The sequence below is a fragment of the Enterobacter cloacae complex sp. 394I7 genome (genome assembly GCF_057320345.1).
This window is the reverse complement of record NZ_JBXWCR010000001.1, coordinates 1,328,721-1,341,497: the sequence shown is the minus strand read 5'-3', so window position 1 is coordinate 1,341,497 and position 12,777 is coordinate 1,328,721. Positions and strand designations below refer to the sequence as shown.

Genomic DNA, 12,777 nt, shown 5'->3' with positions numbered 1-12,777 from the left:
AGATGAAATATGCTTTTCTGGCTGGTCTGGCTTTTACGACCGCGAGCCATGCGGGTATCGATTTACACGCCAACGAGCAGCCGCTGCCGGTGACGGTAGATCGGCAGGCCGTCGCGAAAATCCCCGCGAACTATAAATTTGTTGAGCCGGGCACGCTCACGGTAGCGATCTCAGCGCTTAACTCTCCACCGCTGGCGCTGCTTGCCAGCGATAACCGGACGCGGATTGGCAGCGATCCGGATATTGCCCGCTTGCTGGCGGGGAGTCTGGGGTTAAAGCTGAAGCTGGTTCCCACGGCCTGGGAAGACTGGCCGCTGGGGATCAGCTCCGGACGCTATGACGTGGCGCTGGTGAATATTGCGGTGACCGAACAGCGAAAAGAGAAATTTGATTTTGCGACCTATCGCGTCGACTCGCTGGCGTTTTCCGTGAAATCCACCAGCGCGGTCCAGGCGATTAACAGCGCAAAAGATCTGGCAGGCAAAAAGGTGATTGTGGGTTCCGGGACCAATCAGGAGCGCATTCTGCTGGGCTGGAATGAAGAGAACAAAAAAGCCGGTCGTGAGCCTGCGCTGCCGGTCTATCTGACCGATGATGCTTCCGGCAACCTCTATATTCAGTCCGGCAGGGCGGATGTGTTCTTCGGACCTCAATCCGTATCCGCCTATAAAGCGGCGTTGACCGGCAAAACGCGCGTAGTGGGTCTCGGGCCGAAGAGAGCCTATGTCGCCACGACGACCAAAAAAGGCAATGGGCTGGTTTATGCTTTGCAGGCTGCGCTGGAGGGCGCTATTACGCGTGGAGAGTACCAGCGGGTGCTGGCACGCTGGGGAGAAGAGGGCGAAGCGGTGACGCAATCCGACGTGAACCCGCCTGGGATAACCTATTAGTCGTGTCTACACTTAGGGTTTTCATCCCGGAGGGGGCAACATGATTAAACTCTATGGAGTACCCGGCTGGGGATCGGCAATCAGTGAAGTGATGCTGACTCTGGCAGACATCCCTTATCAATTTATCAACGTGGACGGGTTTGACCAGCCCGGCCCGCAGCGTGAGTTGCTGAAAGCACGCAATCCGCTGTGTCAGGTACCCACGCTGGAACTGGAAAACGGGGCGATCATGACCGAAACGGCGGCGATTGCCCTGATGGTGCTGGACAGATGTCCCGATCTTGCGCCTGCCGTCGGCCAGGCTGAGCGGCAGCAGTTTCAGCGGTTGCTCATCTGGTTTGTTGCGAACGTTTATCCCACCTTTACCTACGCCGACTACCCCGACCGCTGGGTGCCGGATGCGCCGGAGCAGTTGAAAAACAGGTGTATTGAGTACCGAAAATCACTCTATCTGTGGTTTGACAGCCAGCTCAGTGCCACCCCTTTTGCACTCGGGGAACGGCTGACGCTGCTTGACGTCTACATCACGGTTGCACGCACCTGGGGGCCTCGCCATGCATGGTTTGCAGCGAATACGCCAAAGATAACGGCGATTGCGGATACCGTGTGCCAGCTGCCGGAACTGCACAAGGTGTTAAAGGCAAACGAGATAATCTGATAACGTGGAACTCACATTCATAACTGGAAGCCTGCATATGCCACACGTAGATATCAAATGTTTTCCCCGTGATTTGAACGACGACCAAAAAACCGCGCTGGCGGCGGATATTGCCGAGGTGATTACCCGTCATCTGAACAGTAAAGATCGCTCTATTTCGGTCGCCCTGAATGAAGTGCAGGAAGCCGACTGGAAAGCGCAGGTCTGGGATACCGAAATTGAACCCAACCTGGATCACTTAATTAAGAAACCCGGCTATTCAATGTGAGAGAGGGTCGGGCGGCGCGGAGTCGCCCGACACGACACACGCGTTACTTCGTCTGCAGCAATATTGCCATCAGCCCCGGAAAGCGGGCATCAAGATCGTCCCTGCGCAGTGAAATCATATTTTCTCGTCCCTGCGGGCGCTGCCAAATCACGCCGCTGTCGCGCAAGACGCGCCAGTGATGGGTCATCGTCGATTTCACCACCTCGTCCGGGCGCAGCGCGTTACAGCTCAGTTCGCTGCCATCGGCCAGCCTGCGGATAATCGACAGCCGTAGCGGGTTACCGAGGGCAAAAAGCACATTTTCCAGCAGTATTTGTTCAGTTTCAGGGTGGTTCGGGATCATCGTTTTCCTGCGTCTGGTGTCAGATTGAGCTATATCAACAATAGGTCAACCGTAAAAAAATAGTTCGATAATACTCGTACAATAGGACTATTATAGCAAACGAACGAACACGCGACCATCCCGGTCGTCACAACGCAGTCTTAATGACTAAGGAAATATTATGCCCCGACCCATCCCTCTCGAACGTTATCGCAACATCGGTATCTCCGCGCATATCGATGCCGGTAAAACGACCACCACCGAGCGCATCCTGTTTTATACCGGTATGAGCCACAAACTGGGTGAAGTACACGATGGCGCGGCAACTACCGACTGGATGGCACAGGAGCAAGAGCGCGGAATAACCATTACCTCTGCGGCAGTCAGCTGTTTCTGGCCAGGTATGGACCGGGGCTTTGAACCGCACCGGATCAACATTATCGACACCCCGGGCCACGTGGATTTTACCATTGAGGTGGAACGTTCCATGCGTGTACTCGACGGCGCTGTCATGGTGTATGACTCCGTCGGTGGCGTGCAGCCGCAGTCGGAAACCGTCTGGCGTCAGGCGAACAAATATCATGTCCCGCGGCTGGCCTTCGTCAACAAAATGGACCGCCCGGGTGCGGACTTCTTCCGCGTCGTGCGAATGATGCAGGAGCGTCTGAAAGCGAATCCGGTCCCGATTGTTATTCCGGTGGGGGCAGAAGAACACTTCACCGGCGTGGTGGATCTCATCAAAATGCGTACCATTTTGTGGGACGATGCCACCCAGGGCATGGTGTTTACCTATGCTCCTGTGCCGGATGACGTAGTGAGTACTGCGCAGGAATGGCGGGAAAAAATGGTCTCTGCGGCGGCGGAAGCCAGCGATGAGCTGATGGATAAATACCTGGAAACGGGTGATTTAGAGGAAGCGGAAATCATCAGGGGGCTGCGTATGCGGACCATCTCCGGTGAAATCCAGCCGATGCTGTGCGGCAGCGCGTTTAAAAATAAAGGCGTGCAACGCATGCTTGATGCGGTCATTGAACTGATGCCGTCGCCTCTGGACGTGCCCGCCATTGATGGTGTGGATGAGAATGGGCAGCATGCCGAGCGTCATCCAGACGACAACGAGCCCTTCTCTGCGCTGGCCTTTAAACTGATGAGCGACCCGTACGTCGGACAGCTGACCTTCATCCGCGTTTACTCTGGCGTGCTGCGCAAAGGCGACGCGGTGTTCAACCCGGTGAAAGGGAAGAAAGAGCGCATTGGGCGCATCGTACTGATGCATGCTAACGATCGCCACGAAGTGGATGAACTGCGCGCGGGCGATATCGCGGCCTGCGTTGGGTTGAAAGATGTGACAACCGGTGACACGCTCACCGACCCGAACGCCGTCATTACGCTGGAACGGATGGAGTTTCCGGACCCGGTTATCTCGCTTGCGATCGAGCCGAAAACCAAAGGCGATCAGGAGAAAATGGGCATTGCATTGCAGCGCCTGGCAGCGGAAGACCCTTCGTTTCGTCTGCACACCGATGAAGAGTCCGGCCAGACAATTATCTCCGGGATGGGTGAGTTACATCTTGAGATTATCGTTGACCGCATGAGGCGTGAGTTCGGCGTTGAGGCGAACATTGGTCGCCCACAGGTAACGTACCGTGAAACCCTGCGTAAAGCGGTGAAGGATATCGAAGGGAAATTTGTCCGACAGTCCGGCGGTAAAGGGCAGTACGGCCATGTGGTGCTCAGTCTGGCGCCATTAGAGCCCGGCAGTGGTTTTGTATTCGAAGATGCCACCAAGGGCGGCGTTGTCCCGCGCGAGTATATTCCGTCTGTGGAGAAAGGCCTACGCGAAGCCATGAACAGCGGTGTCCTGGCAGGGTATCCGGTTGTCGATGTGAAAGCGACCCTGACGTTTGGCTCCTATCACGAGGTCGACTCCTCGGAAATGGCGTTCCGCATGGCGGCGATCCTCGGCTTTAAAGAGGGCGCTCGCAAAGCGGACCCGGTTATTCTTGAACCGGTCATGCATGTCGAGGTGGAAACACCGGAAGAGTACGCCGGCAACATCATGGGCGATCTCTCTTCCCGCCGCGGCATGGTGCAGGGAATGGAAGAGCAGTACGGTAGTCAGATTATTCGCGCGGATGTGCCGCTGGCGGAGATGTTTGGCTATGCCACGACGCTGCGTTCGATGTCGCAAGGCCGCGCGACCTACACGATGGAATTCCATCATTTCGCGGAAGCACCGCGTAATGTTGCGGATGAAATTATTGCACGGCGCGCGAAGTAATTTAAAAGCCCTTTCCCTCGCGGAGAGGGCTTTTTTTATAGGCTATTTTTCCAGCGCCTTTACCATTTTCCCACTGGTCACAAACGTCCCGGCCCCCAGATGATGCAGGGTGTTCAGCTTATCGCCGTCAAACTGCCAGCGTCCGGCGACAAACGCGCGTTCATCTGCGGCTGCCGAAACAACCTCACCAAACAGCGTATCGTATTTTTCGGCAGCTGAGGTAACCGGGAGTAAACGACACTCCATCCACGCCAGGCATTTCTCTTCAATCACCGGCAGGCCGAGTACCGGACCTTGCACAACCGGGATCCCGTAGCAGTTGAACTTGTCTTCGTCGCGCCCGCTCACGCTGCCGACGGCGTAAGTCCAGTTAGCCGCTGCCGCACCGGGGATGACGATGCCGAACTTCCCACTGCGCTCAATCAGTTCGCGCGACCAGGTGCTTTTGTCCACCACAATTGCGATACGCGGTGGCTCAAACTCCACCGGCATCGACCAGGCCGCAGCCATGACGTTACGACGGTCGATAGACTCATCACGGCTGGTAATCAGCACCGTAGGGCCATGGTTCAGCAGACGGCTGGCATGCTTTAATTCAACGGGACGAAACGCGCTCATGAACATTCCTCTCAGCAGGTATGCTGGCATTAAACGTCTGATGGGTAGCCGAAATCAAGATGCACCCGCAAAAAGCACTTTTGCGCATATGGAGGCCGGAAAATAGTTTATAAACAGGGAACATCACATCATGGAAGCGAATCATGTCCCCATTTCTGAGTGCTTATTTTGCCCGTACGGGCTGGCAACAGCCTGTTCAGGTTGACATCGACACCCTGCGGGCGCTGCATCTACACCACAACTGCGCGATCCCTTTCGAGAATATTGACGTCGTGATGCCGCGCGAAATCCATCTGGAAGATCAGTGCCTGGTCGACAAACTGGTGACGGCGCGTCGTGGAGGCTATTGCTTTGAGCAGAACGGCCTCTTTGAACGCGTTTTGCGTGAAGTGGGCTTTACGGTTCGCAGCGTGCTGGGCCGCGTGGTCTTAGCCAGTCCGCCACAGATGCCGCCGCGTACGCATCGTCTGCTGCTGGTTGAACTCAACGGCGAGCGCTGGATTGCCGACGTCGGTTTTGGCGGACAGACGCTGACGGCGCCGATTCGTTTGCTCGCCAACGAGGAGCAGGAGACACCCCACGGGCTGTATCGTTTGCTGAGCGAGGGCAACGACTGGATCCTGCAGTTCAGCCACCACGATCACTGGCAGTCGATGTACCATTTTGATCTGACAACACAGTATTTCAGCGATTACGTGATGGGCAACTTCTGGTCGGCGCACTGGCCGCAATCCCATTTTCGTCACCATCTGTTGATGTGTCGCCATCTGCCTGACGGCGGAAAGCTGACCCTGACCAACTTTAACTTTACCCACTGGCAGAAGGGGCATGCGGAAGAGCAGGTCCATCTTCCCGACGCGAACGCGCTGTATCAGGTGATGCAGTCACGGTTTGGACTGGGCGTAGACGATCCCAAACACGGGTTTTCGCTGGACGCGCTGACGGCGGTGATGGCCGGGTTTGATACACATCCTCAGGCCGGGAAATAGAACGGTGGCGCTGCGCTCAGGCGTAGCGCCACCCGGTAACACTCAGCGGCGCGATCTCACCACCTGATACCTGCGTGTTAAATACTCCACCGGCGCGCTCCAGACGTGTACCAGTCGGGTGAAGGGGAAGATCAGGAAAATGGTCATGCCCAGCACCAGATGGACACGGAAGATAAACGCCACGCCCGCCAGATGTTCGGACGAGCCACCGCGGAAGGTCACTACCGACTGCGCCCAGTCCACCAGCTTGAGCATCTCGCTGCCGTCGGGATATTTCGCTGAGAACGGAATGGTGGTGAGCCCAAGAATACACTGCACCAGCAAAATGCAGAGGATCAGGATATCTGCCGTGGAGGAGGTCGCCCGGATACGCGGGTTCGTCAGCCGGCGAATCAATAATCCCGCACCGCCCACCAGCGTGAGCACGCCGCAAACGCCACCCAGAATCATCGCCATCAGCTGTTTCTGCGACATCGGCAGAAACCACGAATAAACCCAGTGCGGCGTCAGCATCCCGAAAAGATGTCCGAAGAAGATCCCCAAGATCCCGATATGGAACAGATTCGACCACAGCACCATGCCGCGCTTATCCAGCATCTGGCTGGAGGAGGCGCGCCAGGTATACTGCCCGTAGTCATAACGAAGCCAGCTTCCCACCAGAAAAACCGTGCCGCACAGGTAGGGGTAAATATCGTAGAAAAAGACGTTCAGAAACTGGATCATTTTGGGCCTCCCGCACTGACGTCGACATACTGCGGGGCAACGTCCTGGCTAAAGCGTCGTTGATATTGCTGCATCGGTGAGGTGTCACACGATGTGGCGTTGTCCTCGATAAACTTGACCTGTTCCTCTTCCCAGACGGCGTCCAGCGCCTGGCGGGTATCATCCCGTTTCTCGGTGGAAACCTGTTTCGCCACGCTGTCGCTGGTCAGACGCGTGCCTGCGAGCGTCAGGAGCGCATCGAATAGCTGATAATGCGCCACGCCGCGCTGCTTCAGGCGACCGCCAATCAGTGCCAGGATCGGCGCAACGTTTTGTAGTCCCTCGCGGGCCTCGTCGTCGGTGACGAGGCTGAGATACTCCAGGTAGAGCGGCAGATAGTCCGGCAGCTCGCGACAGTCCAGCTGCAGGCCGGCTTTTTCGTACTGGCTCATCAGGTCGACCATCGCCTGGCCGCGATCGCGGGATTCAGCATGAACGTGCTCAAACAGCAGCAGCGAGGTCGCACGACCCCGCTCAAACACCTCGCACCATTCGGCCTGCTTATCCAGCAGCGCGGCATCCAGATGCTGGCGGGCAAAGGGCAGTAACGCAGGGAGATTCTGTTCTATCAGGGAAAGTGCTTCCTCGCGATTTTCCCATAATGTTTCATCGGGATACTCAATCAGCAGGGCGATGATTTTGAGGATCTGCATCACTCTCCCTCCCCGTGGTCGCGCACTTCGGTGATGTTGATGGCATCAATGCGGCTGCTGTTAAAGAGGTTGAATTTGGTGTCGGAACCGTGGCACCCGTCGCCAAAGGAGAAGCCGCAGCCGTTGCGTTCCGGGAAGGCGTCGCGCGCCATTTCGCGGTGGCTGGTGGGGATCACGAAACGATCTTCGTAGTTGGCAATCGCCAGATAGCGGTACATCTCTTCGACCTGCTCGACGCTAAGGCCCACTTCTTCGATGGCACGCGTATCGGTCACGCCTTCAACGGTCTGAGAGCGTTTGTAATGACGCATGGCCATCATGCGTTTCAGGGCGCGCAGCACCGGAGCAGGATCGCCCGCGCTGAGCATGTTGGCCAGATACTGCACCGGTATGCGCAGGCTTTCGACCGCCGGTAACACGCCGTCGTTGAGCGGCAGGCCGCCCGCATCTGCGTAAGACTGGATCGGTGACAGCGGCGGAACGTACCAGACCATCGGCAGGGTGCGGTATTCCGGATGCAGCGGCAGGGCCAGCTTCCAGTCCATCGCCATCTTGTAAACCGGGGAACGCTGGGCGGCGTCAATCACGTTCTGCGGAATACCTTGCTTGAAGGCTTCTTCAATGACCGCCGGGTCATGCGGATCAAGGAACACGTCACACTGGCGTTCATAGAGGTCGGTTTCATGTTCGGTGCTGGCCGCTTCTTCAATGCGATCCGCGTCATACAGCAGCACGCCCAGATAGCGAATACGCCCGACGCAGGTCTCCGAACAGACGGTTGGCTGGCCGGACTCAATGCGCGGGTAGCAGAAGATGCATTTCTCCGACTTTCCGCTTTTCCAGTTGAAGTAGATTTTCTTGTACGGGCAACCGCTGATGCACATGCGCCAGCCACGGCATTTGTCCTGGTCAATCAGCACAATGCCGTCTTCTTCACGCTTGTAGATGGCACCGCTCGGGCAGGTGGCCACGCAGCTCGGGTTCAGGCAGTGTTCACACAGGCGCGGCAGGTACATCATGAAGGTGTTTTCAAACTGGCCGTACATCTCCTTTTGGATCTTGTCGAAGTTGCGGTCGCGGGCGCGTTTTTCGAACTCGCCGCCAAGCAGTTCTTCCCAGTTCGGGCCGCCAACAATTTTGTCCATCCGTTTGCCGCTAATCAGCGAGCGCGGGCGGGCCGTCGGGAGGTGATCGCCTTGTGGTGCACGGTGCAGATCCTGGTAATCAAACGTGAAGGGCTCGTAGTAATCATCAATGCCGGGCAGGGACGGGTTGGCAAAAATTTTCGACAGCACGCCCACGCGCCCGCCGAGACGCGGCGTCAGCTTGCCGGTGATCCCGCGTACCCAACCGCCTTGCCACTCCTCCTGATCTTCCCAGTTTTTCGGGTAGCCAATCCCCGGTTTGGTTTCGACGTTGTTGAACCACGCATATTCCATACCTTCACGCCCGGTCCAGACGTTTTTACAGGTGACCGAGCAGGTGTGACAGCCAATGCATTTGTCGAGATTCAGCACCATTCCAACCTGTGAGCGTATTTTCATTTTTTCGCCTCCTGTACCTGATCCCGACCTTCGCCATCCAGCCAGTTAATGTTTTTCATTTTGCGGATCATGATGAACTCGTCGCGGTTAGAGCCGACGGTGCCGTAATAGTTGAAGCTGTACGCCAGCTGGGCGTAGCCGCCAATCATGTGTGTCGGTTTGGGACAGACGCGCGTCACCGAGTTATGGATCCCGCCGCGACGGCCGGTGACTTCTGAACCCGGAATATTCAGGATACGTTCCTGCGCGTGGTACATCATGGTCATGCCCGGCGGGACGCGCTGGCTCACCACTGCCCGGGCGGTCAGGGCCCCGTTGGCGTTGAAGGCTTCGATCCAGTCGTTATCCTCAATGCCTAACTCTCTGGCATCGGTTTCGCTGATCCAGACGATAGGCCCCCCGCGTGACAGAGTTTGCATCAGCAGGTTTTCACTGTAGGTCGAGTGAATGCCCCATTTCTGGTGTGGCGTCAGGAAATTCAGCGCCTTCTCCGGGAAGCCGTTCGGCGGGATTTCGCGCATATGGCTAACGCTTCGGGTATCAATCGGTGGGCGATAGGCCACCAGACTCTCCCCGAACGCGCGCATCCACGGATGGTCCTGATACAGCTGCTGACGACCGGAAAGGGTGCGCCAGGGAATAAGCTCGTGAACGTTGGTATAACCGGCGTTATAGGAGACATGCTCACTCTCAAGGCCCGACCAGGTGGGGCTGGAGATAATTTTCCGCGGCTGGGCCTGAATATCGCGGAAGCGGATTTTCTCATCTTCTTTGTTCAGCGCCAGATGGGTGTGATCGCGACCGGTCAGTACGCCCAGCGCTTGCCAGGCTCGCACTGCCACCTGGCCATTCGTTTCAGGGGCGAGGGCGAGAATCACTTCAGAGGCGTCAATCGCCGTTTCAATACGCGGGCGTCCTTTTGCCGGGCCATCGAGCTTGACGTAGTTCAGCTTGCCAAGGAAATCGACCTCGCTCTGGGTATTCCATGAAATGCCTTTTCCGCCGTTGCCGAGTTTGTCCATCAGCGGGCCGAGTGATGTAAAGCGCTCGTAGGTTTCCGGATAATGCCGTTCGACCACCGCAATCGTCGGCGCCGTTTTACCCGGAATGAGATCGCATTCGCCTTTGCGCCAGTCCTGAATATCAAACGGCTGTGACAGTTCCCCCGGGGAGTCGTGCTGCAGCGGCTGCAGTACCACGTCCGTTTCGGTGCCAAGATGGCCGACGCACACCTCTGAGAAAACGTTGGCAATACCTTTGTAGATCTCCCAGTCGCTGCGGGATTCCCATGCCGGGTCGACGGCAGCTGAAAGCGGATGAATAAACGGATGCATATCCGACGTATTCATGTCGTCTTTTTCATACCATGTCGCGGTGGGCAGCACGATATCGGAGAACAGGCAGGTGCTGGACATGCGGAAATCGAGCGTCACCAGCAGGTCAAGCTTGCCCTCGATGGCCTGAGTTTGCCACTCCACCTCTTCGGGCTTAACGTCATCCGTCGACCCTAAATCTTCGCCCTGGATGCCGCTTTCGGTACCGAGCAGGTATTTGAGCATGTACTCGTGACCTTTCCCCGAGGAACCAAGCAGGTTAGACCGCCAGACAAACAGATTGCGCGGGTGGTTTTTACCGTTGTCAGGCTGTTCGCAGGCGAAACGTATATCGCCCGATTTTAATGCCTGCACGGTGTACTCCTGCGGGGTCATGCCGGCGGCGTCGGCCCGGGCTTTAATGTGCAACGGATTGAGGTTTAGCTGCGGCGCCGAGGGCAGCCAGCCCATACGCTCTGCCCGGACGTTAAAATCGATCAGGTGACCGGTGAATTTTGTCGCGTCCGCCAGCGGAGAGAGTAACTCCTGCGCGGTCAGTTTCTCATAACGCCACTGGCAGGCGTGGTTGTAGAAGTACGACGTACTGTTCATCTGGCGCGGGGGACGGTTCCAGTCCAGCGCAAACGCCAGCGGCAGCCAGCCGGTTTGCGGACGCAACTTCTCCTGACCCACATAGTGTGACCAGCCGCCGCCGCTTTGACCCACGCAGCCGCAGAACACCAGCATGTTGATCATCCCGCGGTAGTTCATGTCCATGTGGTACCAGTGGTTCACCCCGGCACCGAGGATAATCATCGACCGGCCGTGCGTTTTGTGCGCCGTGTCGGCAAACTCACGGGCAATTTTCTCTATCAGGTAAGCAGGGACGCCGGTGATCTGCTCGCCCCAGGCGGGAGTGTAAGCTTTGATCTGGTCATAGCTGCCCGCCGCGTTGCTGTCTTCCAGACCACGATCGAGGCCGTAGTTAGCGAGAATCAGATCGTAGACGCTGACCACCCGTTTCTGGCTGCCATCGGCCAGCGTCAGGGTTTTACTCGGTACACGGCGCGTCAGGACCGGCTCCTGCTTGACGCTACGGAAGTGTGGATTTTCATTGCCGCCAAAATAGGGGAATGCCACCTCTGCCACGCTGTCGTGGGTAATCAGCAGCGAGAGGGTGAGCTCAGTTTCATGATCTGCCGCCAGCGGCGCCAGGTTCCATTTGCCTTTTTCGCCCCAGCGGAAACCAATGGACCCGTTCGGCACCACCAGATCGCCGGCGATATCAAAGGCGACGGTTTTCCACTCAGCATTATTGGCTTCACCCAGCCCGTCCGTGAGATCAGAGGCCCGAAGCATCCGCCCCGGCACCACGCGGCCATCGGCCTGTTCATCCAGCAGCACCAGCATCGGCATGTCGGTGTAGCGGCGGCAGTAGTTGAGGAAGTACTCGCTGGGGTTGTCGAGATGGAACTCTTTAAGGATCACGTGGCCCATGGCCATCGCCAGCGCGCTGTCGGTGCCTTGCTTGGGTGCCAGCCACTGATCGCTCAGTTTGGCGACCTCGGAGAAGTCCGGGGTGATGGCCACGGTTTTGGTGCCTTTGTAGCGGACCTCGGTAAAGAAGTGGGCATCTGGCGTACGCGTCTGCGGAACGTTAGACCCCCAGGCAATGATATAGCTGGAGTTATACCAGTCTGCGGATTCCGGCACGTCGGTCTGCTCGCCCCACGTCATGGGCGAGGCGGGCGGCAAATCACAATACCAGTCATAAAAGCTGAGACAGGTGCCGCCCAGCAGAGAGAGATAACGCGTCCCGGCGGCATACGAGACCATCGACATCGCCGGAATCGGTGAAAAACCGGCCACGCGATCGGGGCCGTAATGTTTAATGGTCCAGACGTTGGCGGCAGCAATCAGCTGGTTTAGCTCTTTCCAGCTGGAGCGGATAAATCCGCCGTGTCCGCGTGCCTGCTTGTAGCTCCGGCTCTTCTGCGGATCGTTCTGAATGGCATCCCAGGCCAGCACCGGATCGCTGTGTTGCGCCAGCGCGTCACGCCACAGTTCGATCAGCGTGCGGCGCACCAGCGGGTATTTCAGCCGGTTGGCGCTGTAAAGGTACCAGGAATAACTTGCACCGCGCGGGCAGCCGCGCGGCTCGTGGTTAGGCAGGTCGGGGCGGGTACGCGGGTAGTCGGTCTGCTGGGTTTCCCAGGTAACCAGGCCGTTTTTGACGTAGATTTTCCAGCTACAGGAGCCCGTGCAGTTCACGCCATGGGTGGACCGCACAATCTTGTCGAACTGCCATCGCTGTCGGTAGCTGTCCTCCCAGTCACGGTTGGTGTTGTACACCTGCCCGTGTCCATTGGCGAAGCTGTCGCCTTTTTGTTTGAAATAGCGAAAGCGATCCAACAGTTTACTCATGACATTTCTCCTGCTTCGATAGCCTTTTCGGAGAGGGCTGCCCACTCTCAGGCGA

At 57.3% G+C, this 12,777-nt stretch carries 11 protein-coding genes; 5 read left to right on the top strand and 6 right to left on the bottom strand.

Annotated elements, in window-relative coordinates:
- Positions 1-2 precede the first annotated feature (2 nt).
- From AC2FAP_RS06495 to pptA, 3 genes are read left to right on the top strand one after another with little or no spacing between them, the layout of a single operon-like run.
- A complete protein-coding gene (locus AC2FAP_RS06495; RefSeq protein ID WP_014170238.1) occupies positions 3-890 on the top strand; it encodes a transporter substrate-binding domain-containing protein in 888 nt (295 codons plus the stop codon).
- 40 nt (positions 891-930) lie between these two features.
- The gene (locus tag AC2FAP_RS06490; protein WP_449541664.1) at positions 931-1,548 is read left to right on the top strand and encodes a glutathione S-transferase family protein; all 618 of its coding nucleotides are present in this window, start codon (positions 931-933) and stop codon (positions 1,546-1,548) included.
- 37 nt (positions 1,549-1,585) lie between these two features.
- Positions 1,586-1,816, top strand: coding sequence for a tautomerase PptA (gene pptA, locus AC2FAP_RS06485; protein ID WP_020884045.1), 231 nt, complete (start codon positions 1,586-1,588; stop codon positions 1,814-1,816).
- A gap of 43 nt (positions 1,817-1,859) precedes the next feature.
- Here the strand turns inward: pptA and AC2FAP_RS06480 are convergent, their stop codons facing one another.
- Positions 1,860-2,159 (bottom strand): ArsR/SmtB family transcription factor, encoded by a 300-nt coding sequence (locus AC2FAP_RS06480; RefSeq protein ID WP_014170235.1) that lies wholly within the window; start codon positions 2,157-2,159, stop codon positions 1,860-1,862.
- A 160-nt stretch (positions 2,160-2,319) separates the two neighbouring features.
- Between AC2FAP_RS06480 and fusA the strand changes: the two genes are divergently transcribed.
- A complete protein-coding gene (fusA, locus tag AC2FAP_RS06475) occupies positions 2,320-4,419 on the top strand; it encodes an elongation factor G (RefSeq protein WP_014170234.1) in 2,100 nt (699 codons plus the stop codon).
- A 42-nt stretch (positions 4,420-4,461) separates the two neighbouring features.
- On the opposite strand, the gene AC2FAP_RS06470 is transcribed toward fusA, so the two are convergent.
- The gene (locus AC2FAP_RS06470) at positions 4,462-5,037 is read right to left on the bottom strand and encodes a flavin reductase family protein (protein WP_241189654.1); all 576 of its coding nucleotides are present in this window, start codon (positions 5,035-5,037) and stop codon (positions 4,462-4,464) included.
- A 143-nt stretch (positions 5,038-5,180) separates the two neighbouring features.
- Between AC2FAP_RS06470 and nhoA the strand changes: the two genes are divergently transcribed.
- Complete coding sequence (gene nhoA / locus AC2FAP_RS06465) at positions 5,181-6,026, top strand: N-hydroxyarylamine O-acetyltransferase (RefSeq protein WP_020884048.1); 846 nt, start codon at positions 5,181-5,183, stop codon at positions 6,024-6,026.
- Positions 6,027-6,068: 42 nt separating this feature from the next.
- On the opposite strand, the gene narI is transcribed toward nhoA, so the two are convergent.
- From narI to AC2FAP_RS06445, 4 genes are read right to left on the bottom strand one after another with little or no spacing between them, the layout of a single operon-like run.
- Positions 6,069-6,749 carry a respiratory nitrate reductase subunit gamma gene (gene narI, locus AC2FAP_RS06460; protein ID WP_014170231.1) on the bottom strand — a complete coding sequence of 227 codons (681 nt, stop codon included), beginning with the start codon at positions 6,747-6,749 and terminating at the stop codon, positions 6,069-6,071.
- Positions 6,746-7,441 carry a nitrate reductase molybdenum cofactor assembly chaperone gene (gene narW / locus AC2FAP_RS06455; RefSeq protein ID WP_160890601.1) on the bottom strand — a complete coding sequence of 232 codons (696 nt, stop codon included), beginning with the start codon at positions 7,439-7,441 and terminating at the stop codon, positions 6,746-6,748. Before narW ends, narI begins: the two co-directional genes overlap by 4 nt.
- Positions 7,441-8,985 carry a nitrate reductase subunit beta gene (narH, locus tag AC2FAP_RS06450; RefSeq protein ID WP_020884050.1) on the bottom strand — a complete coding sequence of 515 codons (1,545 nt, stop codon included), beginning with the start codon at positions 8,983-8,985 and terminating at the stop codon, positions 7,441-7,443. The genes narW and narH overlap by 1 nt, the downstream gene beginning before the upstream one ends.
- Positions 8,982-12,722 (bottom strand): nitrate reductase subunit alpha, encoded by a 3,741-nt coding sequence (locus AC2FAP_RS06445; protein WP_449541663.1) that lies wholly within the window; start codon positions 12,720-12,722, stop codon positions 8,982-8,984. The genes narH and AC2FAP_RS06445 overlap by 4 nt, the downstream gene beginning before the upstream one ends.
- Positions 12,723-12,777: the final 55 nt, after the last annotated feature.

Excerpts from the sequence above, each read along its gene's own strand:
- AC2FAP_RS06495 (WP_014170238.1), top strand. The coding sequence starts at position 3 with ATGAAATATGCTTTTCTGGCTGGTCTGGCTTTTACGACCGCGAGCCAT.
- AC2FAP_RS06490 (WP_449541664.1), top strand. The coding sequence starts at position 931 with ATGATTAAACTCTATGGAGTACCCGGCTGGGGATCGGCAATCAGTGAA.
- pptA (WP_020884045.1), top strand. The coding sequence starts at position 1,586 with ATGCCACACGTAGATATCAAATGTTTTCCCCGTGATTTGAACGACGAC.
- AC2FAP_RS06480 (WP_014170235.1), bottom strand. The coding sequence starts at position 2,159 with ATGATCCCGAACCACCCTGAAACTGAACAAATACTGCTGGAAAATGTG.
- fusA (WP_014170234.1), top strand. The coding sequence starts at position 2,320 with ATGCCCCGACCCATCCCTCTCGAACGTTATCGCAACATCGGTATCTCC.
- AC2FAP_RS06470 (WP_241189654.1), bottom strand. The coding sequence starts at position 5,037 with ATGAGCGCGTTTCGTCCCGTTGAATTAAAGCATGCCAGCCGTCTGCTG.
- nhoA (WP_020884048.1), top strand. The coding sequence starts at position 5,181 with ATGTCCCCATTTCTGAGTGCTTATTTTGCCCGTACGGGCTGGCAACAG.
- narI (WP_014170231.1), bottom strand. The coding sequence starts at position 6,749 with ATGATCCAGTTTCTGAACGTCTTTTTCTACGATATTTACCCCTACCTG.
- narW (WP_160890601.1), bottom strand. The coding sequence starts at position 7,441 with ATGCAGATCCTCAAAATCATCGCCCTGCTGATTGAGTATCCCGATGAA.
- narH (WP_020884050.1), bottom strand. The coding sequence starts at position 8,985 with ATGAAAATACGCTCACAGGTTGGAATGGTGCTGAATCTCGACAAATGC.
- AC2FAP_RS06445 (WP_449541663.1), bottom strand. The coding sequence starts at position 12,722 with ATGAGTAAACTGTTGGATCGCTTTCGCTATTTCAAACAAAAAGGCGAC.